The 23,552-nt window shown below is 68.1% G+C and carries 27 protein-coding genes and 1 pseudogene; 15 read left to right on the forward strand and 13 right to left on the reverse strand.

The window, feature by feature from the left end; translation table 11 throughout:
* Nucleotides 1–13: 13 nt before the first annotated feature.
* A complete protein-coding gene (locus ABGB08_RS12100) occupies nt 14–412 on the forward strand; it encodes a TIGR03668 family PPOX class F420-dependent oxidoreductase (protein ID WP_347589567.1) in 399 nt (132 codons plus the stop codon).
* A gap of 50 nt (nt 413–462) precedes the next feature.
* Here ABGB08_RS12100 and ABGB08_RS12105 read toward each other — a convergent pair whose 3' ends face one another.
* From ABGB08_RS12105 to ABGB08_RS12125, 5 genes are all read right to left on the reverse strand, one after another.
* Nucleotides 463–1,167, reverse strand: coding sequence for an HAD family hydrolase (locus ABGB08_RS12105; RefSeq protein ID WP_347589433.1), 705 nt, complete (start codon nt 1,165–1,167; stop codon nt 463–465).
* Between the two features lie 46 nt (nt 1,168–1,213).
* Entirely contained in the window at nt 1,214–1,333 is a 120-nt protein-coding gene (locus ABGB08_RS12110) for a DLW-39 family protein (RefSeq protein ID WP_218034602.1), read from the reverse strand.
* A gap of 257 nt (nt 1,334–1,590) precedes the next feature.
* The gene (locus ABGB08_RS12115; protein WP_347589436.1) at nt 1,591–2,010 is read right to left on the reverse strand and encodes an ATP-binding protein; all 420 of its coding nucleotides are present in this window, start codon (nt 2,008–2,010) and stop codon (nt 1,591–1,593) included.
* A gap of 36 nt (nt 2,011–2,046) precedes the next feature.
* Complete coding sequence (locus tag ABGB08_RS12120; RefSeq protein WP_347589438.1) at nt 2,047–2,550, reverse strand: DUF305 domain-containing protein; 504 nt, start codon at nt 2,548–2,550, stop codon at nt 2,047–2,049.
* Between the two features lie 42 nt (nt 2,551–2,592).
* Entirely contained in the window at nt 2,593–5,682 is a 3,090-nt protein-coding gene (locus ABGB08_RS12125) for a BTAD domain-containing putative transcriptional regulator (protein ID WP_347589440.1), read from the reverse strand.
* Between the two features lie 108 nt (nt 5,683–5,790).
* On the opposite strand from ABGB08_RS12125, the gene ABGB08_RS12130 reads away from it, so the two are divergent.
* From ABGB08_RS12130 to ABGB08_RS12165, 8 genes and pseudogenes are all read left to right on the forward strand, one after another.
* Nucleotides 5,791–6,363: an NAD(P)H-dependent oxidoreductase gene (locus ABGB08_RS12130; protein WP_347589442.1), complete on the forward strand. Its 573-nt coding sequence runs from the start codon at nt 5,791–5,793 to the stop codon at nt 6,361–6,363.
* An 8-nt stretch (nt 6,364–6,371) separates the two neighbouring features.
* A complete protein-coding gene (locus ABGB08_RS12135) occupies nt 6,372–6,914 on the forward strand; it encodes a dihydrofolate reductase family protein (protein WP_347589444.1) in 543 nt (180 codons plus the stop codon).
* A 63-nt stretch (nt 6,915–6,977) separates the two neighbouring features.
* Entirely contained in the window at nt 6,978–8,072 is a 1,095-nt protein-coding gene (locus tag ABGB08_RS12140) for a serine hydrolase domain-containing protein (protein ID WP_347589446.1), read from the forward strand.
* Between the two features lie 118 nt (nt 8,073–8,190).
* Nucleotides 8,191–8,847, forward strand: a complete 657-nt coding sequence (locus ABGB08_RS12145; RefSeq protein WP_347589448.1) for a helix-turn-helix domain-containing protein — start codon at nt 8,191–8,193, stop codon at nt 8,845–8,847.
* A gap of 294 nt (nt 8,848–9,141) precedes the next feature.
* Nucleotides 9,142–10,206, forward strand: a complete 1,065-nt coding sequence (locus tag ABGB08_RS12150; RefSeq protein ID WP_347589450.1) for a hypothetical protein — start codon at nt 9,142–9,144, stop codon at nt 10,204–10,206.
* A 713-nt stretch (nt 10,207–10,919) separates the two neighbouring features.
* Nucleotides 10,920–11,033, forward strand: a pseudogene (locus ABGB08_RS12155) (DNA polymerase III subunit beta); the annotation flags it as partial.
* A 307-nt stretch (nt 11,034–11,340) separates the two neighbouring features.
* The gene (locus tag ABGB08_RS12160) at nt 11,341–11,907 is read left to right on the forward strand and encodes a hypothetical protein (RefSeq protein WP_347589452.1); all 567 of its coding nucleotides are present in this window, start codon (nt 11,341–11,343) and stop codon (nt 11,905–11,907) included.
* Nucleotides 11,908–12,017: 110 nt separating this feature from the next.
* Nucleotides 12,018–12,383 carry a DsrE family protein gene (locus ABGB08_RS12165; protein WP_347589454.1) on the forward strand — a complete coding sequence of 122 codons (366 nt, stop codon included), beginning with the start codon at nt 12,018–12,020 and terminating at the stop codon, nt 12,381–12,383.
* 108 nt (nt 12,384–12,491) lie between these two features.
* Here ABGB08_RS12165 and ABGB08_RS12170 read toward each other — a convergent pair whose 3' ends face one another.
* Nucleotides 12,492–12,842: a hypothetical protein gene (locus ABGB08_RS12170; protein ID WP_347589456.1), complete on the reverse strand. Its 351-nt coding sequence runs from the start codon at nt 12,840–12,842 to the stop codon at nt 12,492–12,494.
* Nucleotides 12,843–13,082: 240 nt separating this feature from the next.
* Here ABGB08_RS12170 and ABGB08_RS12175 point away from each other — a divergent pair, with 240 nt between their 5' ends.
* The 6 genes from ABGB08_RS12175 to hypF all read left to right on the forward strand — a co-directional run bounded on the left by ABGB08_RS12175 (nt 13,083) and on the right by hypF (nt 18,056).
* Nucleotides 13,083–13,757, forward strand: coding sequence for an alpha/beta hydrolase (locus ABGB08_RS12175; RefSeq protein WP_347589458.1), 675 nt, complete (start codon nt 13,083–13,085; stop codon nt 13,755–13,757).
* A 176-nt stretch (nt 13,758–13,933) separates the two neighbouring features.
* The gene (locus ABGB08_RS12180; RefSeq protein WP_347589460.1) at nt 13,934–14,290 is read left to right on the forward strand and encodes a helix-turn-helix transcriptional regulator; all 357 of its coding nucleotides are present in this window, start codon (nt 13,934–13,936) and stop codon (nt 14,288–14,290) included.
* 11 nt (nt 14,291–14,301) lie between these two features.
* Nucleotides 14,302–14,883, forward strand: a complete 582-nt coding sequence (locus tag ABGB08_RS12185) for an SIS domain-containing protein (RefSeq protein ID WP_347589462.1) — start codon at nt 14,302–14,304, stop codon at nt 14,881–14,883.
* On the forward strand, nt 14,880–15,095 hold the full coding sequence (locus ABGB08_RS12190) for a HypC/HybG/HupF family hydrogenase formation chaperone (protein ID WP_347589464.1): 216 nt from the start codon (nt 14,880–14,882) through the stop codon (nt 15,093–15,095). Before ABGB08_RS12185 ends, ABGB08_RS12190 begins: the two co-directional genes overlap by 4 nt.
* Complete coding sequence (locus ABGB08_RS12195) at nt 15,088–15,726, forward strand: SIS domain-containing protein (RefSeq protein WP_347589466.1); 639 nt, start codon at nt 15,088–15,090, stop codon at nt 15,724–15,726. The genes ABGB08_RS12190 and ABGB08_RS12195 overlap by 8 nt, the downstream gene beginning before the upstream one ends.
* Nucleotides 15,723–18,056, forward strand: coding sequence for a carbamoyltransferase HypF (hypF, locus tag ABGB08_RS12200; RefSeq protein ID WP_347589468.1), 2,334 nt, complete (start codon nt 15,723–15,725; stop codon nt 18,054–18,056). The genes ABGB08_RS12195 and hypF overlap by 4 nt, the downstream gene beginning before the upstream one ends.
* Here the strand turns inward: hypF and hypE are convergent.
* The 7 genes from hypE to ABGB08_RS12235 all read right to left on the reverse strand — a co-directional run bounded on the left by hypE (nt 17,986) and on the right by ABGB08_RS12235 (nt 23,540).
* The gene (gene hypE, locus ABGB08_RS12205; protein WP_347589470.1) at nt 17,986–19,128 is read right to left on the reverse strand and encodes a hydrogenase expression/formation protein HypE; all 1,143 of its coding nucleotides are present in this window, start codon (nt 19,126–19,128) and stop codon (nt 17,986–17,988) included. The two genes, hypF and hypE, sit on opposite strands and share 71 nt — an antisense overlap.
* Complete coding sequence (hypD, locus tag ABGB08_RS12210; protein ID WP_347589472.1) at nt 19,125–20,252, reverse strand: hydrogenase formation protein HypD; 1,128 nt, start codon at nt 20,250–20,252, stop codon at nt 19,125–19,127. Before hypD ends, hypE begins: the two co-directional genes overlap by 4 nt.
* A 12-nt stretch (nt 20,253–20,264) precedes the next feature.
* Nucleotides 20,265–20,537, reverse strand: a complete 273-nt coding sequence (locus ABGB08_RS12215) for a HypC/HybG/HupF family hydrogenase formation chaperone (RefSeq protein WP_347589474.1) — start codon at nt 20,535–20,537, stop codon at nt 20,265–20,267.
* A gap of 130 nt (nt 20,538–20,667) precedes the next feature.
* On the reverse strand, nt 20,668–20,877 hold the full coding sequence (locus tag ABGB08_RS12220) for a hypothetical protein (protein ID WP_347589476.1): 210 nt from the start codon (nt 20,875–20,877) through the stop codon (nt 20,668–20,670).
* A 14-nt stretch (nt 20,878–20,891) separates the two neighbouring features.
* The gene (locus ABGB08_RS12225; RefSeq protein WP_347589478.1) at nt 20,892–21,458 is read right to left on the reverse strand and encodes a DUF5947 family protein; all 567 of its coding nucleotides are present in this window, start codon (nt 21,456–21,458) and stop codon (nt 20,892–20,894) included.
* Nucleotides 21,455–21,760 (reverse strand): hypothetical protein, encoded by a 306-nt coding sequence (locus tag ABGB08_RS12230; RefSeq protein WP_347589480.1) that lies wholly within the window; start codon nt 21,758–21,760, stop codon nt 21,455–21,457. Before ABGB08_RS12230 ends, ABGB08_RS12225 begins: the two co-directional genes overlap by 4 nt.
* Entirely contained in the window at nt 21,753–23,540 is a 1,788-nt protein-coding gene (locus ABGB08_RS12235) for a nickel-dependent hydrogenase large subunit (protein WP_347589482.1), read from the reverse strand. Before ABGB08_RS12235 ends, ABGB08_RS12230 begins: the two co-directional genes overlap by 8 nt.
* Nucleotides 23,541–23,552 lie beyond the last annotated feature (12 nt).

A 23,552-nucleotide genomic window follows, 5' to 3' on the forward strand; every position in this document is an offset into this window, starting at 1 on the left:
TGTGGATGAACTTGTGGCGCGGGAGAGGTTCGTGGCGGCGCGGTCGGCGAAGTTGGCCACTGTGGATGTGACGGGGAGTCCTCACCTTGTGCCCATCGTGTTCGCGGTTGAGGGGGATGTGATCGCGTTTGCGGTCGATCACAAGCCGAAGCGGACGATGGATCTTCGTCGGTTGCGGAACATTGTGAGTAATGAGCGGGTATGCCTGCTGGTTGATCACTATGAGGATGACTGGACGCGGCTGTGGTGGGTGCGAGCGGATGGGCGTGCGTCGATCGTTGAGGACGAGGTGACCCGGGGGCAGTGGATTGCGCGGCTGGTGGCGCGTTATGGGCAATATCGGGATCATCGGCCCGAAGGTCCTGTTGTCGCGATCGTTGTGGAGCACTGGCGAGGGTGGTCGTATAGCTAGCAGTCGTCCCTCGGGGAGGGACACCGAACCTGTGTAGCCCGCGAGAAGCCCTAACGGATTGCGGGGATCGCCTGATGGTGGCCGAGGAGTAGGGCGGGGAAGTCGGCAATGGAGTCGATGATGTGGGTGGCGCCGCCGCCGAGGAGGCGTTCGCGGCTGTGGACGCCGGTGAGGACGCCCGCGACCAGGCCGGCACCGGCGCGGCGGCCGGAGATCATGTCGTTCTCCGAGTCGCCGGCGACGGCCACCTGGCGGACGTCGTCGATGCCGAGTTTGAGTACGGCGGTGAGCACCATATCCGGGTACGGCCGACCACGTCCCGCATCTTCGGGGCATATGGCCAGGTTGAGCTTGTCGTGCCAACCAAGGGCGGCCAGCACGCGCCCCAGTGTGCCCCGGCTGAAACCGGTGATGAGGGCGACCTGGATATCGGCGGCGCGGAGCTTCTCCAGGGCTTCGACAGTGCCAGGGAGTGGGATAAGGCCCGTACGTTCGATGGCGCCCTCATACGAGCGCTCAAAGGTCAGATTGGCCGCCTGAGCCCGCGCTTCGTTGTCCGGAAATATGCCACGAAAGACGTCGATCTTGGGACACCCCCGGGACCGGTGAACGTGGACCATGGCCCGCGCGTACGCACTGGTCCCGGGAACGATTCCCTGGGTGGCGATCGCCTCGGCGAAAGCCCGGTCGACCATGGCGACGTCGCCGATCGTGGTGCCCGCCAGGTCCAGGCAGGCCAGCCTGACGGGGGTCATACCCGCACCTTCGCCACGATCAAGCAAACCCATCTCCGGGTGGTCGTCAGTTCTCGCTGCCGGTCGCCTCAGTCCACAGGTCCAGCTCGGCGCGGTCGGACTGCACCTTACGCCAGACCAGCAGCCCCCCAATAGCGACAAGCGCCAGAACGAGCAGCTTCTTCATGGTGTGACCCCACTTCCCAACGGTCTCACCAGCCGGGTGAGACAACGCCCGGTTCCAACTAGGTTCCCGCCAGCCTAGCAAGGGATCGGTGTGACCCTGGGGTTGCCCGATAACTGGTTGTACCGAATCTGGTGATAGTGAACCTTGGATGAGGCTCACTAGCCTTGTTCTTTTCGGTAGTAATGCACCGAACAGGTCCTATCTCGGACAGGTTTCGGGCGTATGCCGTACCGCACCGGCTCAGCTTTGAGCGAACCTCAGGGCAGGGCGGCGGCGAGTCGGATCGTGGTGCCGTCGGGGCCGGTCTGGATGGTGGTGCGGGTGAGGTGGCGCATCAGCCAGAGGCCCCGGCCGCCGAAGGGGGAGCGTTCGGCCAGGTCGTTAGATGTCAGGGTCTGGTACGGAATGCCGGGCCCGCTGTCGCGGACTTCGCTGAAGAATGCGCCGGATTCTTCCCAGATGGAGATGCTGCGTGGCCTGTTGCCGTACTTGACGGCGTTGGTGACGGCCTCGTGCACGGCCAGCACGTAATCGTCGAGGGCGGCGCCGGTGAGGCCGGCCGTGGCGGCGGAGCGCTGGACGAGATGGCGGATCTGGGTGATCGCGCCATGCTCGAACTCCAGACTCAGCAGGATGCCCGCCACCTTGCTCGCCGCCTTTCCACGCTCTACTGCCACTACCCCCGAATCGGGGGCGGGCACACGTGTGGAGCATCAACTGATGTGCTGGCCGATCTCCGCGATGTTCTCGCGCTGCTCCCGAACGATGCGCCGGGCCAGGTCGCCGGTGGGCGGGTGATCGCCGGTGGCGACCGCGACCTGGGCGATCATGACGCCGGTGGTGAGGTGTCTGCTGAGCGTGGTGAGCCACATTTTATCGAACTCCGGGCCTGATCGGCTCTGGAGCGCCGTGTAGTCGGCGGTGGTCACGCTGCCCGGCATCTGGTAGGTCGTGCCTTTGGGTGGCGGCATGTTCCACATCTGGAGCCAGGTGGACATGACGTCGATCTCGGTGCGCTCGTCGACTTTGAGCTTCGCGGCCAGGCCGGTGACAAAGGAATCGGTGCTGCGGCCTTTGACCATGTCGGCGAGTCTGAGGGTCTGCCGGTTATGGGTGATCATCTCCAGCGAGAAGCGCACGTCCGGGTCCTGGGCGTCAGCCGTGGCCGAACACCCGAGGATCAGGAACGTGGCAATCGCCAGAATCCAGCGCATCATCAGCCTCCTCGCGGGGAGGTACGCGACGCCCGGTCGGCGGGTTCAATCGAATTGGCGATCCAAGGGCCGGGCGGCACCCCGGCTGAACTCGGCCTCGAAGGCCACCTCGCCCAGCGCGGCACGGGTGGTGGCGGTGATCCGGTCGACATCGCGCGCCTCGGCGGGGGCCAGCGGCAATTCCTTCGTGGTACGGACCTGCGCTGCCGCGCCAAGCAACCGCGCCGCCTGGCAGTGATCGCCCGCCAGCGCGAGCGCGCCCGCCAGGCCCTCGGCGACGAGGGCGTGCTCCCGAGGCGCGTCGAACGTCAGCGCCGTGGTGAACGCCCGGCGGTGCAGCTCGACCGCCTCGGCCAGGGCGCCACGCTGCCCGGCGGCGAGGCCGAGCTCGGCCAGGACCATCGGCAGGAACGGCGGCGGGCTGGCCTCGTCGATCGGGTGCGCACGCTCCAGCACGTTGCGCAAGTGGGTTTCGGCGAGCTCGGCGAGGCCGTCCTTGCGGGCGGCGAAGCCGAGGGTCATCTCGGCGAAGACCAGCCCGGGCAGGTGGGCCTGCTCGACGGCCAGCCGGAGCCCGTGTTCGGAGAAGAGCCGTGATTGCGCATAGTCGCCGCGTTGCAGGGCAATCCAGCCGAGCCAGGACAGCCGCGTGGATACCTCCGTCCACAGGCCGAACTCCTCGGCGATCGCCAAACCGTCCCGCTGCCAGCGTTCGGCCTCGTCGTAGTCGCCGATCAGCTCGGCCCGGGCACCGAGCCAGCCGGTGGCCTCCAGCTGGCCCCAGCGCTCCCCCAGCTCGGTGAAGATCACGTTGCTCCGCTCGGCCGCGGTGCCGAGTGCGCTCAGATCGCCTCGTACGTGGGCGAGTTTGGCCTGGGTGCTCAACGCGGCCGCTTCCCCCCAGCGGTCCCCGAGTTGCCGGAACGTCGCCAATGCCTCGTCGAGCAACGTGGCGCAGGCGGCCACGCCGGTGTCGGAGGCGGTGTAGGCGAGGAACCACTGCGCCCTGGCCTTTCTGGCCGGGTCGTCGGTGAAGAGCGCGAGGGCGGCCTCGCGGCGGGCGGTTTTGTCGGCGGTGTCGCCATGGAGGAGGGCGATTCCGGCCTGCCAGGCGAGGGCGGTGGCGCGGTCGGCGGCGGGTGCCGTACCGGGCTGGGCGAGGGCGGTTTCGAGGGCGCGGCGGGCTTCGGTGAGGCGGCCGCGGAGGAACCAGTACCAGGTCAGGGCGTTGACCAGGCGGAGGTTGACGGCGGTGCGGAAGTTGGCGGCTTCGGCGTCGAGGCGGCGGAGCCAGGTGCGCTGCGCGGGGCCGTACAGGTGGGGCTGGGCCTGTTCTGCGAGGTCGGTGTAGTAGGCGCGGTGGCGGTCCTGGAGTTCGTGGTATTCGTCGGCTTCGCGCATTCTGTCCACGCAGTACGCGGCGACGGATTCGAGCAGGCGGTAGCGCGGGCCTTCGGGGCCGTGGCTGACGGTGACCAGGGAGCGGTCGACCAGGCGGGCCAGCAGGTCGAGGACGTCCGGCGTGCCGCAGACGGCTTCGGCGGCTTCGAGGGTGCAGCCGTCGGCGTGGATGGCGAGCCGCCGCAGGACGATCCGCTCGGGGTCGGTCAGGAGCTCCCAGCTCCAGTCGATCATCGCGGTGAGGGTCTGCTGGCGGGGCGGAGCACCGCGATGACCGGTGGCGAGCAGGCGGAACCGGTCGTCGAGACGGGCGACCAGGCCGTGCACGCCGAGCGCCCGGACCCGAGTGGCGGCCAGTTCCAGAGCCAGTGGGATGCCGTCCAGCCGACGGCACAGTGTCGCGACCGCGGGGGCGGTGTCGGTGTCAAGGGTGAAATCTCGGGCGGCGGCCGTGGCCCGGGTCACGAACAGCCGTACCGCGCTGGACTGGTCGAGCGTCGCGAGGTCGGCGCTTGGGGAGGGAACATCCAGAGGGGGCACGCTCCACACGGTTTCGCCGGGGAGTGCGAGGGCTTCCTGGCTAGTGGCCAAAATGCGCAGGTTGGGTGCGGCCCGGAGCAGGGCGTCGGCCAGTTTGGCGACGTCGTCGATGATGTGTTCGCAATTGTCGAGCACAAGCAGCAGGTTCCGGGAGCGCATCGCGTCAACCAGCCGGTTCTCGCCGAAGTCCTGGACCTCAAGCGCGGCCATGATCGCCTCGGCCAGGCCGGACCCGTCGAGCGCGGCCAACTCGACCAGCCAGACGCCGTCAGGGAAGATCAACCCGCGGGCGGTCTCCAAAGCAAGCCGGGTTTTCCCGACTCCTCCGGATCCGGTAAGGGTGACCAGCCTGTTCTTTTCCAGCAGGGTACGGACCTCGGTGACCGCGTCCTCCCGACCGATCAGGTCGCTCAGGGGTTCGGGCAGGTTCGTGCGGATAACAGAGGTCGTGCTCAACGCCTGGTTCAAGACCGCCTGGTGGAGTGCGACCAGGTCGGGGCTGGGGTCCAGGCCGAGGTCCTCGGCCAGCCGCTCGCGCAGGTCGGCGTAGGCGGCGAGCGCCTCGCTCTGGCGTCCTGCCAGGTAGAGAGCCCGGATTTGAGCGGCGCGCAGGCGTTCCCTGAGCGGATGGCGGGCGGTCAGATCGGCCAGCTCGCCCGCCAGCAGGCTGTGCTCGCCCAGCTCCAAGCGGGCCTCGGCCCAATGCTCGAGCGCGGCCAGGCGCTGCTCGTCGAGGCGGGCGATTGTGGGCTGGGTGAAGTCATCGTCGGAAAAGTCGGCGAAAGCCGTACCACGCCAGAGGGCGAGCGCGTCGCCGAGCAAGGCGGCGACCGTGCGCGGGTCGGCGCTGTCCTGGGCTTGTGTGGTCAGGTGCGTGAAACGCGCGGAGTCGACCGCTTCCGGGCTGGTACGGAGGGCATAGCCGGGCGGGAGTGATACGACCAGATCGCGGGCGCCCGGTTCGGCTTCGTCCAGGGCGCGGCGGAGCTGGGAGACCTTGACCTGAAGCGCGCCGGACGGGTTCGCCGGAGCGTCCTCCCCCCAGAGGTCATCGACCAGCCGGTCCACCGACACCGTCCGGCCTTCGTGGATGAGCAGGTCGGCGAGGAGAGCGCGGACCTTCAGACCGGGGATCGTGACCGCGCGCCCGTCCGCCGTCCACACCGCAAGCGGCCCGAGCACCCCAAAGCGCATGGCCTCCACGCTAGCCGCTTACGCCGCCGCACGCCTGGTCGTAAGAGGACGGGAAGGAGACCGTAAGCCGCTCCTGGCAGCTTTGGAGGTGTCAGAAAGGAGGCGGACATGCTGCGATTCGCGGTCATCATCGGCAGCACCCGGATCGGGCGTTTCGGGCCCACCGTGGCCGATTGGCTGGTGTCCCGGGCCCGTCGCCGAGCCGAGCTGGAGCTGGACGTGATCGACCTGGCCGAGACCGGCCTGCCGGCCACGCTGTGCGACCAGGACGACCCGCTTCCGCGCCCGGTACGGCTGCTCGCCCCACGCCTGGCCGCCGCCGACGCCTTCGTGGTGGTGACCCCGGAATACAACCGAAGCTTCCCGGCTCCGCTCAAAACGGCGATCGACTGGTTCTACACGGAGTGGCACGCCAAACCGGTCGCCTTCATCTCGTACGGCCGGGAGTCCGGCGGACGGCACGCCACCGAGCAACTGCGGCAGGTCTTCACCGAACTGCACGCGGTGCCCATCAGGGACGGGGTGTCGCTGCCCTCCTACTGGCAGCTGTTCGCGGCCGACGGCAGCTGGCCCAAGCCGACGGCGGCCTGCAACTCAGAGCTGAAAACCACTTTGGATCAATTGTCCTGGTGGGCCCACGCGCTGCGGGACGCCCGCGCCAAGCGCCCTTACCTCCCATAGGAGAAATCATGCGCAAGATCATCACTTCCACGTACGTCACGCTCGACGGCTTCATCGACAACCCGCACCTGTGGTCGTTCGACTACTGGAGCGACGAAGCCGCCCAGTACGCCCACGCCCTGCTGTTCGCCAGCGACATCCTGCTGATGGGCCGGGTCACCTACGAGGGCTTCGCCGCGGCCTGGCCGGGCCGGGCCGGCGCGGACGACTTCGCCGACCGGATCAACGCGATGGACAAGTACGTGGTCACGTCCACTCTGGACAAGGCCGACTGGAACAACACCACGATCATCCCGAGCGACGACCTGATCGCCGAGGTCACCCGGCTGAAGGAACAGCCCGGCGGGGACATCCTCATCTACGGTTGTGGGCAGTTGACCGACGCGCTGCGGGAGAGCGGCCTGCTCGACGAGTACCGGTTGTGGGTGCACCCGGTCTCGGTCGGCGCGGGGCAGCGGCTCTTCCGCGAGGGCACGAAGGCCGCGTTCACGCTGGCGAACACCGAGACGTTCGCGTCAGGCCTGACGATCCTCACCTACCAGCCCGCCTGACCTTGTCGAGAACGTCCCCCTTCGTTTCGACATAGACGTAGACGCACAGAAACGGAAACGACAATGAGTGATCTTCAGAAGAACGTGCAGGCGGCCATCGACGAGCTCGTCGAATCTGGGGCCGAGCGAGGGGTGCAGGTGGCCGTCTACTCCGGCGGCGAGCTGGTCGTGGACGCGGTGGCCGGCGTCGCCGACCCGGAGACGGGGCGCGAGGTCACCTCCGGCACGGTGTTCTACAACTTCTCGATCGGCAAGGGCGCGGCCTCCACCGTGCTGCACGTGCTCGTCGAACGCGGCCTTTTCGGATACGACACCCCGATCGCGGAGCTCTGGCCGGAGTTCGCCGCTCATGGCAAGGGCCAGGTCACGGTACGGCAGGCGCTCAACCACACGGCGGGGGTGCCCGGCATTCCGGTGGAAAGCACCTTTGCCGACATCTGCGACTGGGACAAGATGTGCGCGGCCATCGCGGATCAGGAGCCGTGGTGGGAGCCCGGGACGCAGACGGGTTATCACGCGTACAGCTTCGGCTACATCGTGGGGGAGATCGTCCGGCGGGCGACCGGGAAGCCGATCTCGCAGGTGCTGCGGGAGGAGGTGGCCGGGCCGCTAGGCGTGGCGGATGAGATCTACTTCGGGATGCCGGTGGCCGAGCATGGGCGGCTGGCGGTGCTGGAGGATGAGCCGGTGGCCGCGGCGTGGACCGGGGAGATGCCGACCGATCTGCCGATGTTCAAGGCTGGGCCGATGTCGTTGTTCCCGTCGGCGACGCTGGGGAACCGTACGGATGTGCTGGCGGCCGATATCCCGGCAGGTGGGAAGACGTCGGCGCGGGCGATCGCCCGGATGTACGCGGCGCTGCTCGGCGAGGTGGACGGCGTGCGGCTGGTTTCGCCGGAGCGGCTGCGGGAGATTTCGGCGGTGTCGTTCGTTGGGGTGGATCAGGTGTTCGGGAATCCGGCCACGTGGGGGCTGGGATTCGCGATCGGCCGTCCCGGTGCGGACGCCGAAGCCACGGCGTCGGTTTTCGGGATGCCGGGGGCGGGGGGTAGCGCGGCGTACGCGGACACGGCTACCGGGATCGCGGTGGCGGTGACCAAGAACAGGCTGACCGGCGATTTCGCGGTTCCCGCGAAGCTCAGCGAGCTGATCGGGTGAGTGTGCGGTGGTTGGGGCCAGGCCCGGTGGGTCTGGCCCTTTCCGTGTAATAAATACGCCAGGTAAACAATTGAAAATTCGGCCTAACAGGGGACTTGTCACCTGGCATGGTTGCCCTGTGAAGAAGGGTTACGGGCAGCACTGCCCGATCGCCTTGGGCGCCGAAGTCTTCGCCGAACGCTGGACGCCCATCATTCTCCGCAACCTCATGGTGGGCTGCCATCGTTTCAACACGATCCTGGAAGGGGCCCCTGGCCTTCCGCGCAGCGTTCTCTCCCAGCGGCTGCGCCGGCTGGAAGAGGATGGTGTGGTCGAACGCCGGGATCATGAGTATCACCTGACCGAATGCGGCCGTGAACTCACCGATGTCTGCATGGCCCTCGGGATGTGGGCTTCCCGGTGGCGGGAGCCCCAGCCGTCACATCATGATCCTTACCTGGCGCTGTGGACCATGTCCCGCTTGATCGAACCGGCCCTTCTGCCCTGCCCGCGCGTCGTGCTCCGCTTCGATCTGACCGACAGGTCCGAGCGCTACTGGCTGGTCCTGAGCGTTTCCGGCAACGAGGTCTGCCTGGAGGATCCGGGTTTCACCGAGGACGGCGTCCTCACCACGAACACCGACTGGTTGATCCGCTGGCAATCCGGTTCGACCCCGCCCACGGGTGCCATCCTCGACGGCCCGCCCTGGCTCGACCGAGCTCTGACCACGTGGTCTGGTCTGACCCCATTCGGAAGGAACGTTCCCTCCGAGGATCTGTCGCAATCCGCCTGCTGAATCCGGGTGACAGACGTGCTCAACGGGGAGTACGCCACGGCCAAATTAGGAGGGCATCTCGTTCGGTCAGCCAGACCGGATGACGGGGAGTACGCGAAGGCGCACGTTAGACGAAATCGTCCGCCGCGGGCCTACGCCGAAATCATCCGCCGCGGGCCGATGCCGACGCGGTGGCCCGCGAAATCATCCGCCGATTAGGAGGCCGTCCGGGCGCGAGACTCCTAGGCGCTTCGTGCCAGCCTTCGACTTGTAGCGCGACCCGGAATTGTCGGTGGCGTGTGGCAGCGTGTCGCTGTGGCTCAACCACTGAAGGAATTGATCAATGCCGGGTCTGTGGGGGTTCTCGCGGACGGGATCGCGGCCGTGTGGGCACCCTTCGCGCGGGCGGCGTTCGTGCGGTCCGCTTTGGCCGGGCTTGCCGGGCTGGAGTTGAAGGATCGGGTGCGGCATGTCGCGCGGGCGCTGCACGAGGCGCTGCCATTGCCGTTTCCGGATGCCGCGAAGGTGCTCAGGGAGAGCGCTGGGCAGGTTCGGCTGGATTTGTGGAGTGGCTGGCCGGCCACGGAACATGTCGGCACCCACGGGGTTGAGCATCTGGACGAATCCATGGCGACCCTAGCCGTGCTGACACCCCACTCGACCGGCGAATTCGCCGTGCGGCCGCTGATCGAGCGCCATCAGATGGACGCACTGAAGATCATGTATCGCTGGGCCGACTCTCCTGACGAGCACCTGAGACGGCTCGCCTCGGAAGGAACCCGCCCGCGGTTGCCCTGGGGATCCCGGGTGCGCTGGCTGATGGAACCGGGCCCGGCCATCCCCATCCTCGACGCCCTACGCGACGACCCCAGCGAATACGTGCGCCGCTCGGTGGCCAATCACGTCAACGACATCGCCAAAGACCACCCGGAGACCGCGATCGACCTCCTCGGCCGATGGCGGGACCAAGGCGGCTCCCACGTCGAGAGGGTCCTCCGGCACGCCGCCCGCGGACTGATCAAAGCAGGCCATCCCCGCGCCCTCACCCTGATGGGCGCCCTCCCCGGCAGCGGCACCGTCAACGATCTGACCCTCGACGCGGACCAGGTCGCGATCGGAGATCGCCTCCGCTTCACCGTGACCCTCACCGCCGACCACCCCGGCCCCCTCGTCCTGAAGTACGCGATCCGCCGAGACGGCTCCCACCGCATCTTCCACCTAGCCGAACGCCCCACCCCAAAACCCGGCCAGCCGATCACCGTGGCCAAGTCCCACTCCTTCCGCCCCGTCACGACCAGAAACGAACCCCCCGGCCCTCGAACCTTAGAGATCATCATCAACGGCACGGTCCGCGCCAGCGCACCCTTCCTCCTGAAATGAGCTTTGAGCCGATGGCTGGCGAGAACCGACAAGGCCAACTGGCCTCAGATCCTCGGCTTACGCGCCCGGCTGCAAGCGACGGGCCCGGCGGGAGGCGGAGCTGTCGGCGCTGTTCGACACGGCGGGGGACCTCGCTGGAGCGGAACAAGGTCGCGGCCCTGTTCACCTCCTCAGGGCGTGTGGCCGGTGCCGTCGCAGTCGAAGCCGCGGGTGCGGGTGCGGGGGATGTTGCGGCTGGCTGTTGGCCCCGAGGGACCAACAGCCTGCCCGAACGCAACTATCTGACGATTCAGGCAGCTCGCCTCAACACCCGCCAATCCACGACGCGAGCGAAGTCGAATACACGGTGATTCTTCCCCCCGAACCGATGAAAGGAGGCGGCGATGAGCAGCCGCGCACGTCGATGGCTGACCGCAGCTTTCGCAATGGTGATCAGCCTGGTCCTGCTCTGGGCCCCGGCCGTAGCCCAGGCCGGGATCACGCTCAACGCACTCGACTAAATCGGGAGCTAGACCCCCGAGCACTTCCGGCCGCTGTCCGCGCGGCGGCCGGAAGCTCAATCCTGGACCTCGCCCACAATGACGCCGATCTCGGCAAGGGCCTCCGCCTGGCTGCCCCGAGCCGGGTGCCACTGGTCCGGCCCCAGCCGGGTGCCACTGGCTCGCCGAACCGGGTGGCACTGGCCTGCGCTGGGCCGGGTGACACCACGGCAGCGCTTCACCCTGCTGACCATGCCGGTGGAGGAATACCCGTCCCTGCCGGCCATGCCGCCCGCGGCCGGGCGGGTCGGCAGCGACGTGTTCGCGGCCGCCGTCGCCCAGGTGGCCACCGGCGGTCATGGCGTTTTCAGGCCCATTTGGCCGGACTAGCCGAGGAATGCCTGCCCAATGCCGCGATCGCCTGCCGCCTGCCCCTATCCGCCAACACCGTGGACCATCACATCTCCGGACCACTGCATCCCCGCGGCCATGGGCAAACCTGATCTCCGCATCCTGGGCGGACGTGGTCAGGCCGCCGCCGTCGCGTACCGTCTGGATCTCACTACGAAGCCGAAACCTAAGTAGAACTACCGAAGCGCTCGGCCCGGCCAGCGAAATACCGTAACTCCTCGACGGCCTCACCGGAAGCGAGACGATGACCTACCTCAGCACGCCCGACGAATCACAGCTGTACGAGGCCGACGCGGCCATTTACGGTTTTGTTCCCAACTACACCCGTGTGTTCGCGCTCCGGCCCGAGGTCTACGAAGGCTGGCTCCAGCTCGGCGGCGCGATCCGCGCTGGCATGGACCTGCGGCGGTATGAACTGGTCACCATCGCCGCCGCCCGGGCGATCGACTCGAAATACTGCGGTCTCGCCCACGCCACCAAACTTGAAGAGTTCTACGACGACGAGGCCCTGAGCGCGATCCTCCGCGACCACCGCAACGCGGGACTCGCGCCGGTGGACGTCGCCATCATGGACTTCGCCGAGAAGGTCGCCCTGGACCCCACCAGAATCACCGAAGCCGACGCCGAAACCCTCCGGCAGTACGGCCTCAGTGACGTCGACGTCTTCCAGGTCGTGCTCGCGGTCTGCCTGCGTCGCTTCTTCAGCGGGGTGGTCAGTGCGGTGGGAACCGTACCGGACCAGGAATACGAGAAGCTGGCCCCCGAGATCCGCACCGCGATCGACGCCTTCGGTCAGCCGCGCTCCGCGTGATGGCGCTCACCGGCTTTGCGGCTCAGCCGGTCTTATCACACGCTCCATCACACAGGGATCGAGCATGGTTTGGGGTGACAAACCAGCCCGATCCAATCTAGGAGTTCCTTATGGCCGGAAAGGCCGTCATCAGCTTGATCACGGGTCTTGAGGACCCTGAGCGCGTCACCGTGGCCTTCCTCGTCGCCCTCGGCGCGGCCGAGCAGGGCCGCCCCACGCTCATGTTCCTCACCAAGGAAGCCTCCCGCCTGGCCACCGAGGGTGTGGCCAACGCCGTCGCCTGCGAGGGCTGCCCGCCGCTGGCCGACCTGGTCGCCCGGTACGAGGCCGCCGGTGGCAAGTATCTGGTCTGCCCGATCTGTTTCGACGCCCGCAAGCTCGACAAGAGCACGCTCATCAAGAACGCCGAACTCGGCGGCACCGTCCCCATGTGGCAGTGGATCGGTGACGAGGGCGCCACCACCTTCAGCTACTGATCCGACTGACGCCCAATCGCACAGGTCAAAGGCAGAACATCCCGGGCCGCCGTCCCCTCCGAGCGGCCCGCCCGCGGGCTACGCACCACGTGCGTAGCCTTTCGCGTTTCAGGTCACCGGACTTTCCGGCTCCCGCCCCCGAACGCCCTCCACATCCCGGACGGTCACATCCCGGACGGTCACATCCCGGACGGTCACATCCCGGACGGTCACATCCCGGACGGTCACATCCCGGACGGTCACATCCCGGACGATCGCATCCCAGACGCCGCTCCGCGCCGGATCGTGGTCGTGGCTACCCGCACTGCCTGGGCTCGCGGGCAGAACGTTCCTGGATCGTTCCGGTACGGCCTCACCAACTCGCGTCTTGGTCTTGCCGCAGGGACACCAACTAGTAAAAACCGTCCCGATTCGCTCGATCTCCCGCCAACGATGACGGTGGAACGGCCAGAACTGCATGTTCTCTCCATGAACATCGTGGTGGCAATGGGTCACCCACCGCGAATCCGGACAGATGACACGCTGAGCCACCTCCCCTAGCAAGCCACACCGTCATTTGATAACTCGTGTGACCAGGCCATCCAATGGGCGCTCCCCGATGCGCCGACTCCGCGAATTACACCAGCCCGTGCTCGCGATCGCCGGCAACCGCCACGTGCCCGTCGCAGGATTGTCGGTGGGAACCGGTAGTAGTGGTTCATGGCTACCTTCGCGTTGATCCCCGGTGGGGGTTCCGGACCGGGTTACTGGTCGTTGCTGGCGGCGGAATTGCGCGGGCGCGGTCACAGCGCCGTCGCGGTCGAACTGCCGTATGAGGAGAAGACGGCGGGTCTGCCGGAGTATGCCGACGCCGTGGTCGAGGCCATCGGCGGCCAGCGCGACCTGGTCGTGGTGGCGCACTCGTTCGGCGGATTCACCGCGCCGCTCGTCTGCGACCGGATCGCGGTCGACCTGCTTGTCTTCGTCGCCGGGATGATTCCCCGTCCAGGTGAGCGCCCGGCTGACTGGTGGCAGAACACCGACCACGCGACGGCCCTCGCCGAGAGCAACCTCCGCCACGACCCCGACCCCGATGTGTACGCGCTGTTCCTCCACGACGTGCCCCGCGATCTCGCCGACGCCGCACTGGCGGACAGCCGGGATCAAGCCGACACGTCAACGAACGCCGCCTGGCCGGCAACCGCCCTCCCCAAGGTCCCGACCCGCGCCCTGATCTGCGCCGATGACCGCTTCTTCCCCCTCGAATTCATGCGCGCCGTCACCGAGGACCGGCTCGGCATCACCCCCGACGTCATGCCCGGCAGCCACCACCCGATGCTGAGCCGCCCAGCCGAACTCGCCGACCGCCTCCACACCTACTGGACGACGCTGTAGACAGAGGGACGCGCACGAGACGGGCGTTCAGGGCGCGGTGCCAATTTCTCCCCTTAAGCGGGCGATGACTGCCACAAGTGCCGCGCGCGCGCCGTGAACACCGGCATCACGGTGTCTACCGTCCTAGTTGATGCAGGTCACCAACGGGCACGAGTGGTCCCGCGAGGAGGAGCGCCATGCCCGGTAGTGAGATCCGTAGCCTCCTCCACCCCTTCCTGCTTCTCCTGATCTGCGAACGCCCCGCCCACGGATACGACCTGATCGAGCGCCTTTCCCTGCTGGGAGCCGATGACATGGAACCCGGTCAGATCTACCGGGTCCTGCGCGCCCTGGAGCGGGAAGGCCTGCTGGCCTCCACCTGGGTCGCCTCGGCGACCGGACCCGCCCGCCGGCGCTACGAACTCACCGCGACCGGCATGGCCGCGCTGGAGACCTGGATGGCCCGGCTGACGGAACTCAGCAACGTGGTGGAGTCCTGCCTGACCCGCTGGCGGCGGATCACCCCGGCCGTCCCGACTGCGCAGTACACGTAGAAAGGTCCGCCATGCACGAGAGCGTCGTGACAGCCGCCTTCGAACGCCGGGTAAGTCCAGGCACCGCCCTGTCCGAGGACGCGGACCGGATCCTGCACACCTGCCGGGACATGGCGCTGCGATTCCAGCAGGGCGGAAAGCTGATCGTATTCGGCAACGGGGGATCCGCGACCGACGCCCAGCATGTCGCCGTCGAGTTCGTCCACCCCGTCATCGTCGGCAAACAGGCGCTTCCCGCCGTCTCCCTGACCAACGACGTCGCGCTCGTGACGGGAATCGCCAGAACCGACGGGCTGGACGACATCTTCGCCGCCCAACTCCGGCTGCTGGCCGCCCCCGATGACATCGCCATCGGCATCTCCGCCGACGGCGTCTGCGCGAACGTGTCGCGCGGCCTGGACGCGGCACGCGAGCTCGGCCTGCTCACTGTGGCGCTCACCAGCGAACGGGACACACCCGCCGTGGATCACCTGCTGGTCGCACGCTCCAGCGATCCGCTCGTCGTCAAGGAGGTTCACGTGACCATCTACCACCTCCTCTGGGAGCTGGTGCACGTCTTCATCGAGCAGCCCGACCCGGCGGCCGCCCGATGACCGGCGAAGACCGCCCCGACATCTGCGTCACCTGCTCCGACGTCGCCGTGCCCCGCCGGGTGAACCGGCTGCTGCCCGACGGCCTCGCGATGGTGGACACCGAGTCCGGCCCGGAGGAGATCAGCGTGGCCCTGGTGGACGCCCGGCCCGGTGACATCGTGCTCGTCCACGCCAAGGAGGCCATCGCCGTACAAGGGGAAGTCCATGAGTGAGCCCGGTGGCTTGGAGACCCTTTACCCCTTCCTGTACGCGGGCCTCGCCGACCCTGACGAAACGCAGCTGCGCCGATCCACCCAGGACAAGATCGCCGAGATCGTCACGCTGCGCCGGTCGCTGGCCCACCTGCACGGAGAGCGGCTGGTCGCCTGCGCCCAGGCGATGGCTGCGGCCATCGACGGCGGTGCGCGGCTGTTCACCTTCGGCAACGGAGGCAGCAGCACCGACGCGCAGGACATCGCGCAGACGTTCGCCAATCCGCCGGCGGGGGCGCGTCCGGTCGCGGCCATCTCCCTCGCCCAGGACGTGGCCGTGCTCACGGCATTGTCCAACGATGTCGGTTACGACCTGGTCTTCGCCCGGCAGCTCGCCGCCCTCGGCCGCCGTGGTGACATCGCGATCGGCCTGTCCACCAGCGGCGGCTCGGCCAACGTGCTCAACGCCCTGGCGGAGGCACGCAGGCGGGGCATGCTCACGATCGGTCTCGTCGGCTACGACGGCGGCACGATGGCGCGGGACGACCTGGCCGACCATCTGTTCGTCGTGCCGTCCACGTCGGTACACCGGATTCAGGAAGCGCAGATCACGCTTTATCACGTCCTGTGGGAGCTGACCGCACTCCGATGACCGGCGTGGAGCGCATCCGAGTCCGGGTCCAGGGGCTGGTGCAGGGGGTCGGGTTCCGTCCTTTCGTGTGCGTACTCGCAGGCGAGCACGGCGTGGCCGGTTTCGTGGGCAACGACGCCGGCGGCGTGTTCATCGAGGCGGAAGGGCAACGGCCGGACCTGGACGGCTTCGTCGCCGCACTGCGCCAGCAGACCCCGCCGCTGGCGATCGTCGACCAGGTGACCGTCGAGACGACGGATCCAACCGGGGAGACGGGGTTTCGTATCGTCGCCAGCGAAGGCGGCGCGCTTCGCGAGGCCCTGGTCGCGCCGGACACCGCGCCATGCGCCGACTGCCTGGCCGAGCTGGCCGACCCGGCCTGCCGCCGCTTCGGCCACCCGTTCACCAACTGTACGAACTGCGGGCCGCGTTTCACCATCGTCACCGGAGTCCCCTACGACCGGCATACCACCACGATGGCCGACTTCGCCATGTGCGCCGCGTGCGAGCGCGAATACCGCGATCCCCATGATCGGCGGTTCCACGCGCAGCCGGTCTGCTGCCCGTCCTGCGGACCGGCCCTGCGCCTGCTCGGGGCGGATGGCCTGCCTGTGCCGGGAGATCCGATCATGACGGCGGTGACGTGGCTTCGCCAGGGTCGCGTCCTGGCGGTCAAGGGACTCGGCGGCTATCACCTGGCCGTCCTCGCCGACCAGGCGCGAGCCGTCGACGTACTTCGAGCCCGCAAACGCCGGGAGACGCGTCCTTTCGCCGTGATGGCGCCCGATCTGGCCGCGGCCGGAGCGCTGGTCCACCTGCGGCCCGAGGCGGAACGGCTCCTCACCGGCATCCGCCGGCCCATCGTGCTGGCTCCCCGGCGCGAGAACGCCGCCATCGCCGAGGCGGTGGCCCCGGGCAGCCGCGACCTGGGGGTGATGCTGCCGCACACGCCGCTCCACCACCTACTGGCCGGGCAGGCCGCCCGTCCGTTCGTGCTGACCAGCGGAAATCTCTCCGGCGAGCCGATCGCCTGCCAGGACGAGGACGCCCTGCGCCGATTGTCCTCCGTCGCCGACGGGTTCCTGCTGCACGACCGGCGCATCCACGTACGCGCCGACGACTCCCTCATCCGCGTCTACCGCGGCCGGGAGTTGCCGATCCGCCGTTCCCGTGGCTACGTGCCGACGCCCATCACCGTGCCGTGGCCGTTCCCCCGCCCGGTGCTCGCCTGTGGAGCCGAACTGAAGAACACCTTCTGCGTCGCCAAGGGCGGCCAGGCGTTCGTCTCCCACCACATCGGCGACCTGGAGAACTACGAAACCCTGCGGTCCTTCACCGAAGGCATCGACCATTTCTGCAGAATTTTCGGGGTACGCCCCGCCGTGATCGCTCACGACCTGCACCCGGAGTACCTCTCCACCAAATACGCCATGGAACGACACGAACCTGACCTGGTAGGCGTGCAACACCACCACGCCCACATCGCCTCCTGCCTGGCCGACAACGGGTACGCCGGCCAGGTGATCGGGGTGGCGTTCGACGGCCTCGGCTTCGGCGCGGACGGCACCCTGTGGGGCGGCGAACTCCTCATCGCCGACCTCACGACCTTTCACCGGGCCGGCCACCTGGAGGCGGTGCCGATGCCCGGCGGCGCGGCGGCGATCCGGCAGCCCTGGCGGATGGCGGCCGCCTTCCTCGACCGCGGCTACGGCGACGACGTCCCCGATCTCCCGGTGCGACGGCGGTACCACGACCGATGGGCAGCGGCCGTCGCGCTGGCACGAACCGGAACGAATTCTCCACTCACCTCCAGTGCCGGGCGGCTGTTCGACGCCGTCTCCGCGGTCGCCGGTATCCGCGATGTGATCACCTACGAGGGCCAGGCCGCGGCCGAACTGGAAGCCCGCGTGGACCCCGCCGAACAAGGCGCCTACCCGATGCGAGTGAACGACGGCGACCTGCTGGTCCTGGCGGGCAGCGATCTGGTGCGAAGCGCCGCCGAGGACGTGCGATCCGGCGTCGCCGTGGAACGCATCGCCGCCCGGTTCCACAACGGGCTGGCCGCCGCCGTCGTCCGGGCGGTGCGAACGCTGCGGGACCGTACCGGGCTGGAGACGGTCGCGCTGTCCGGCGGCGTTTTCCAGAACGTCGTCCTGCTGGAACTGGTGGTGTCCGGACTGGAGCGACACGGCCTCCAGGTCCTGGTCCACTCCCGGGTGCCACCGGGGGACGGCGGCATCTCCCTGGGCCAAGCAGTGGTCGCCGCGGCCCGCGATCGCCTCAGCAGATGCGCGGAAGCGGATCCCCGACCAGCACATCGACGATCCTGGTACCCCCGAAAGCCGTCTTGAGCAGCACCAGCCCCGCCGGATCCGCCTCAACCACCCCAACAACTGCGGCACCCTCACCAAGCGGATGCCCGCGCAGCGCCGCCACCGCGGCAGCCGCGTGATCGCCGTCCACAACCGCCACGAACCTGCCCTCGCACGCGACATACAGCGGATCCAGGCCGAGCAGTTCACAGGCCCCGGTCACGACCGGACGCACCGGTATCGCCGGTTCCTCGATCACGACGGACACCTGCGCGGCCTGGGCGACCTCATTGAGCACGGTCGCCACCCCGCCGCGCGTGGCATCGCGCAGCATGCGCACCGGAACGGCGTCGAGGAGCGTCGCGACGATGTCGTGCAGGGCCGCCGTGTCGGAGGCGAGGTCCGCCTCGATGTCCAGCTCGCCCCGGGCGATCATGATCGTGATGCCGTGCTCGCCGATCGGGCCGGACACGATCACAGCGTCGCCGGGCCGTACCATCGGCTCGCCCAGGGTGATCTCCCGCTCCAGCACGCCGACCCCGGACGTGGTGACATAGCAGCCGTCTCCCCGGCCGCGCTGCACCACCTTGGTGTCCCCGGTCACGATGGTGACGCCCGCATGCGCGGCCGCCGCCGCCATGGAAGCGGTGATCCGGCGCAGGTCGGCGACGGGGAATCCCTCCTCCAGGATGAACCCGGCCGACAGGTAGAGGGGGCGCGCGCCGCACACCGCGAGATCGTTGACCGTCCCGTTCACCGCGAGGTCGCCGATGTCCCCGCCGGGGAAGAACAGGGGCGACACCACGTAGGAGTCGGTGGTGAAGACCAGCCGCCCGCCGTTGACGTCGAGGACCGCCCCATCGCCCAGCGGCTCGAGCGCGGGATTGCGGAAGGCGTCCACGAAGACGGCGTCGATCAGGGTCCGGGTCGCCTTGCCGCCCGCGCCGTGCGCCAGGGTGATCCGCTCCTCCCTGACCTTCGGCCTGCGGCGGCGGGCGCGTTCGATCCGCAGCAGCACCTGCTCCTCCCGGGACGGGTGCGCGGATCCGGGCTCGTGGGCGGCTTCGGCGATGGCCTGCTCGGCCCACGCGGCGGTCTGGTCGGCGGTCATGTACGGCTCGTCTCCTTGTGCCGGCTGCGGGTGAACCGGCCGAAGTTGTAGTACGCGGCGCAGGCCCCCTCCGAAGAGACCATGCACGTGCCGATCGGCGTCTCCGGCGTGCAGGCCGTCCCGAAGACCTTGCACTCCCACGGTTGCAGCACCCCTTTGAGCACCTCCCCGCACTGGCACGCCTTGGGGTCGGCCACCCGCACGCCCGGCACGTCGAAGAGCACTTCGGCGTCGTACGCGGCGTACGCCTCCCGCATCCGCAACGCCGACTGCGAAATGAACCCCAGCCCCCGCCACTCGAAGAACGGCCGCACCTCCATCACCTGGGAGATCACCTCCAGCGCCGTGCGGTTGCCGTCCCACGGCACCACCCGCGTGTACTGGTTCTCCACGTCGGCCCGGCCGTCCGCGAGCTGCCGGAGCAGCATGTGGATCGACTGCAGGATGTCCAGCGGCTCGAACCCGGCGCACACGAGCGGCTTGCCGTACTCGCGGGCGATGAACTCGTACGGCCGGCAGCCGATCACGGTCGACACGTGGCCGGGCCCGATGAAGCCGTCCAGCCGCTGGTCCGGCGAGTCCAGGATCGCCTTGATGGCCGGAATGATGGTCACGTGGTTGCAGAAGACGAAGAAGTTGGACAGCCCTTCGGCGGCGGCCCGCAGCACGGTCATCGCGGTGGACGGCGCCGTCGTCTCGAAGCCGATGGCCATGAAGACGACCGTGCGATCCGGATTCATCCGGGCGATTTTCAGGGCATCCAGCGGCGAATACACCATGCGGATGTCCGCCCCGGCCGCTTTCGCGTCCAGGAACGATCCCTGGCCGCCGGGCACGCGCATCATGTCCCCGAACGAGGTCATGATCACCCCCGGCCGGCGGGCGAGGTCGATGGCGTCGTCGACGCGTCCCATCGGGATCACGCACACCGGGCAGCCGGGGCCGTGCACCAGCGTCACGGCCTCCGGCAGGTAGTCCTCCAGCCCATGTTTGTAGATGGTGTGCGTGTGGCCCCCGCACACCTCCATGAACGTGTACTGACGACCCGGTTCGCAGAGCTCCCGGATCTGCGACGCCAGCATTCTGGCCCTGCCCGCATCGCGATATTCATCGATGAACCGCACGTCGGTCGCCTTTCAGGTGATGTCTGATTCCGCGAGCGCTTCGAGCTCATCGGTATAGGCCTGCCCGAGACCGGTGAGCAGGGCCAGCGTGGCCGCCGCCTCCGCTTCGTCGATCTTGGACAGGGCGAAGCCCACATGGACCAGCACCCAGTCGCCTGGGCGAACTCCCTGCTCGCCCAGCAGGCCGATGTTGATGGCCCGCCGGACGCCCACGACGTCGACCGTGGCCAGTTCGGTCGGTCCGGGAAGGAGTTCGACGATCTCGCCGGGAATGCCCAGGCACATCTTGCGTCACATTCTCTCGATCTTGATGTAGCGCTTCATCGCGGGCAGTTCCCGCCAGAACAGCGCGAGCAGCAGGGCCCCGCCGAGCAGGGCCAGCATCTTCTTGTTCGGTCGCATGTCACACCTCCTCTCAGCCTGGCGGCAGGTTCGGCATGACCGGCAGGATGGGGTTCTCCTTCTTGGGCCGCACCCCGGTGGACCGACGCGCGTCGGCGGTGCCGTCCTTGTGGTGTCCCACCTGCCAGCGGCCGGCGCGCCGCTGATTCCCCTGGCGTACGCCCTTGACGTGCGCGGTCGTGTCCGGTGCCACGTCGGGTTTGCCCACGCGGATTCCAGCCATGTCGGTCCTCCCTTTCAGAGTTCGGCGAAGAATCGGGCCAGCCGCGTCCAGAGTTCCTGGCCGCCGGACATGCCCTTCCACTCGCCGCGTACCAGCGCGACCAGGCGGTGGCAGTCGTCGATAGGGACCAGCCACCGTTCGTCCATGCCGCGTACGACGGCCACCAGGAACGCCTCCACCCCCGGCCGCATCGATCGCAGCGGCTCGTACTGGCCGGTGATGCGCGCCCATACGTCAACGTCCAGCTCCCAGCGGGTGGCTCCCACCGGGCTCGGGTAGTGGGCCAGGACGACCCCGTCCGGGCGCAGCACGAAGAACGCCAAGCCCACGGGGATGCCGAGGTCGGCCGGGCCGGTGAGCCGGATCCGGCGGTCGGGAACCAGTTGAAAGCGGCCCAAACTTGCCCCGCCGCGTTCGAACAGCAGCGCACAGGCCCGGCACGCGCACAGCAGGTGTTCCTGCTGCTCCGCGTACAGGTGGGCGTGCGCGCCCGCCAGGGGAGCACCGCACAGCTCGCACGGCTCGGCGGCCCGCCGTTCCCGGACGACCGTCCTGTTGATCACCCGATCGAGCACGGTCACGTCGTCACCTCCGGTTTTCGCAGCAGCGCGTCCGTCGGGATGAACGTCTTCGTGTCGGCCTGCCCGGAACGGATCCCGTGCAGTGCGAACAGATGCGCCAGCAGCACGTCTCCCGCCAGAACCGTCTGGAGCTCGGGCTCCGCCTGCTCCATGACCCGGGCGAGCGCTTCGCCGTACACCTCGGCGAGCAGGGCGACGGCGTCGAGCGGCGTCTCCGCGGCCGTCGCCTCCAGCTCGGCGAGCAGTTCCTCCAGCACCTCCAGCCGGACGGCGACGGTCCGGTCGTCCAGGCGTTCACCCATGTCCGGCCCCGAACATGGGCGAATGCAGCTTCTTCAGCGTGCGGCCCTTGCCGAGGTACATGTGCACGCCGCAGGGCAGGCACGGGTCGAAGCTGCGGACCGCGCGCATGATGTCGACGCCCTTGAAGTCGTCCGGGCCGTTCTCCTCGAAGATCGGCATACCCTGGACGGCGTCCTCGTACGGCCCCGGCGTGCCGAACTCGTCCCGCGGGCTGGCGTTCCACGGCGTCGGCGGGTACGGATGGTAGTTGGCGATCTTGCCGTCCCGGATCACCATGTGATGCGAGAGCACCCCGCGCACCGCCTCGTGGAATCCGGCGCCGATCGCCTCGTCCGGCACCTCGAAGTCCTGGAAGACCTTGGTGTCGCCGCCGCGCACCCGCCCGAGGGCCTGCTCGATGAAGTAGACGGCCATGGCGGCGGCGTACGCCACGAAGTACACCCGGGCCCTGTTCCGCTCGATCGCGTTCGACCAGCGCGGGATCTTCCACTCCAGCGTCGTCTCCGGCAACTCGTCGCCCTTCGGCAGCGAGATCCGCACCGAAGAACCGGTCGACTTGACGTACGGGGTGTCCACGAGACCGGCCAGCGCCGTGCTGTACAACCGGGCGAACGGGCCGCCGCCCGTGTCCAGCGCCAGATGATCGCCGGTGCGCGGATCCAGCCAGCGCGGGCTCATCACCCAGCTGTAGTTGCCCTTGAAGTCACGCTTCTGCGGCGCGGGCAACGTCGTCTGGTTCCACGGATGACGCATGTCCACCGGATTGCCGAGCGGATCATGGGTGACGAACGGATCCTCGGCCACCCAGTCGTCGTAGAACGAGCTGCCCAGATGGATGCGGATGCCCAGATTGATGTCGATGAGATTGGTCGTGATCAGCTTGCCGTCGACGATCACGCCCGGGGTGACGTACATCGCCTTGCCCCACTCGTTCATCGACTCGTAGCGGTAGTCGACGACGTCGGGATCCTGGAACGCCCCCCAGCAGCCCAGCAGAACCCGGCGCCGGCCCACCTCCTCGTAGCCGGGCAGCGCCTCGTAGAAGAAGTTGAAGACGTCATCGTTCAACGCGACCGATTTCTTCACGAAATCCACGATGCCGAGCAACCGGGACAGGTAGTCGGTGAACACCGTCGGGGTGGGCATCGTGCCGACGCCGCCCGGATAGACGGCCGACGGGTGCACATGCCTGCCCTCCATCAGGCAGAACATCTCCCGGGTGGTACGGCTGACGCGCAGCGCCTCCTTATAGATGTCCCCTTCGAACGGATTGAACGCCTCCATGATGTCCGCGATGGTGCGTTTGCCGTGCATGGCGGCGTTCGGCGCCTCGGTGATCCTGGCTCGTTTCAGCAGGCCCGGGTTGGTGTCCTTGACCATCGCCTCGCAGAAGTCGACGAAGACGAGATTGTCCTGGAAGAGGGTGTGGTCGAACATGTACTCGGCCGCCTCGCCGAGATTGATGATCCATTCGGCGAGTTTGGGGGTCTTGATGCCGTAGGCCATGTTCTGCGCGTACACCGAGCAGGTGGTGTGGTTGTCCCCGCAGATGCCGCAGATCCGGCTGGTGATGAATCCCGCGTCCCGCGGATCCTTGCCCTTCATGAACACCGAGTAGCCACGGAACAGCGAGGACGTGCTGTGGCACTCCACGACCTGCCGGTTCGCGAAGTCGATCTTCGTGTAGATGCCGAGGTTCCCGATGATGCGGGTGATCGGATCCCACGACATCTCGACCAGCTTGCCGACCTCCTCGGTGGCTTCCTGCTCCATGACCATCCCCGTGCTCCT

Source organism: Acrocarpospora sp. B8E8 (genome assembly GCF_039871605.1).
Lineage (GTDB): Bacteria > Actinomycetota > Actinomycetes > Streptosporangiales > Streptosporangiaceae > Acrocarpospora > Acrocarpospora macrocephala.

Excerpts from the sequence above, each read along its gene's own strand:
- hypE (WP_347589470.1), bottom strand. The coding sequence starts at position 19,128 with ATGACCGCCGACCAGACCGCCGCGTGGGCCGAGCAGGCCATCGCCGAA.
- ABGB08_RS12160 (WP_347589452.1), top strand. The coding sequence starts at position 11,341 with ATGACCTACCTCAGCACGCCCGACGAATCACAGCTGTACGAGGCCGAC.
- ABGB08_RS12125 (WP_347589440.1), bottom strand. The coding sequence starts at position 5,682 with ATGCGCTTTGGGGTGCTCGGGCCGCTTGCGGTGTGGACGGCGGACGGG.
- ABGB08_RS12130 (WP_347589442.1), top strand. The coding sequence starts at position 5,791 with ATGCTGCGATTCGCGGTCATCATCGGCAGCACCCGGATCGGGCGTTTC.
- ABGB08_RS12110 (WP_218034602.1), bottom strand. The coding sequence starts at position 1,333 with ATGAAGAAGCTGCTCGTTCTGGCGCTTGTCGCTATTGGGGGGCTGCTG.
- ABGB08_RS12215 (WP_347589474.1), bottom strand. The coding sequence starts at position 20,537 with ATGTGCCTGGGCATTCCCGGCGAGATCGTCGAACTCCTTCCCGGACCG.
- ABGB08_RS12165 (WP_347589454.1), top strand. The coding sequence starts at position 12,018 with ATGGCCGGAAAGGCCGTCATCAGCTTGATCACGGGTCTTGAGGACCCT.
- ABGB08_RS12120 (WP_347589438.1), bottom strand. The coding sequence starts at position 2,550 with ATGATGCGCTGGATTCTGGCGATTGCCACGTTCCTGATCCTCGGGTGT.
- ABGB08_RS12180 (WP_347589460.1), top strand. The coding sequence starts at position 13,934 with ATGCCCGGTAGTGAGATCCGTAGCCTCCTCCACCCCTTCCTGCTTCTC.
- ABGB08_RS12185 (WP_347589462.1), top strand. The coding sequence starts at position 14,302 with ATGCACGAGAGCGTCGTGACAGCCGCCTTCGAACGCCGGGTAAGTCCA.
- ABGB08_RS12190 (WP_347589464.1), top strand. The coding sequence starts at position 14,880 with ATGACCGGCGAAGACCGCCCCGACATCTGCGTCACCTGCTCCGACGTC.
- ABGB08_RS12170 (WP_347589456.1), bottom strand. The coding sequence starts at position 12,842 with ATGCAGTTCTGGCCGTTCCACCGTCATCGTTGGCGGGAGATCGAGCGA.
- ABGB08_RS12140 (WP_347589446.1), top strand. The coding sequence starts at position 6,978 with ATGAGTGATCTTCAGAAGAACGTGCAGGCGGCCATCGACGAGCTCGTC.
- ABGB08_RS12135 (WP_347589444.1), top strand. The coding sequence starts at position 6,372 with ATGCGCAAGATCATCACTTCCACGTACGTCACGCTCGACGGCTTCATC.
- ABGB08_RS12105 (WP_347589433.1), bottom strand. The coding sequence starts at position 1,167 with ATGACCCCCGTCAGGCTGGCCTGCCTGGACCTGGCGGGCACCACGATC.
- ABGB08_RS12220 (WP_347589476.1), bottom strand. The coding sequence starts at position 20,877 with ATGGCTGGAATCCGCGTGGGCAAACCCGACGTGGCACCGGACACGACC.
- ABGB08_RS12195 (WP_347589466.1), top strand. The coding sequence starts at position 15,088 with ATGAGTGAGCCCGGTGGCTTGGAGACCCTTTACCCCTTCCTGTACGCG.
- ABGB08_RS12230 (WP_347589480.1), bottom strand. The coding sequence starts at position 21,760 with ATGGGTGAACGCCTGGACGACCGGACCGTCGCCGTCCGGCTGGAGGTG.
- ABGB08_RS12175 (WP_347589458.1), top strand. The coding sequence starts at position 13,083 with ATGGCTACCTTCGCGTTGATCCCCGGTGGGGGTTCCGGACCGGGTTAC.
- hypF (WP_347589468.1), top strand. The coding sequence starts at position 15,723 with ATGACCGGCGTGGAGCGCATCCGAGTCCGGGTCCAGGGGCTGGTGCAG.
- ABGB08_RS12235 (WP_347589482.1), bottom strand. The coding sequence starts at position 23,540 with ATGGTCATGGAGCAGGAAGCCACCGAGGAGGTCGGCAAGCTGGTCGAG.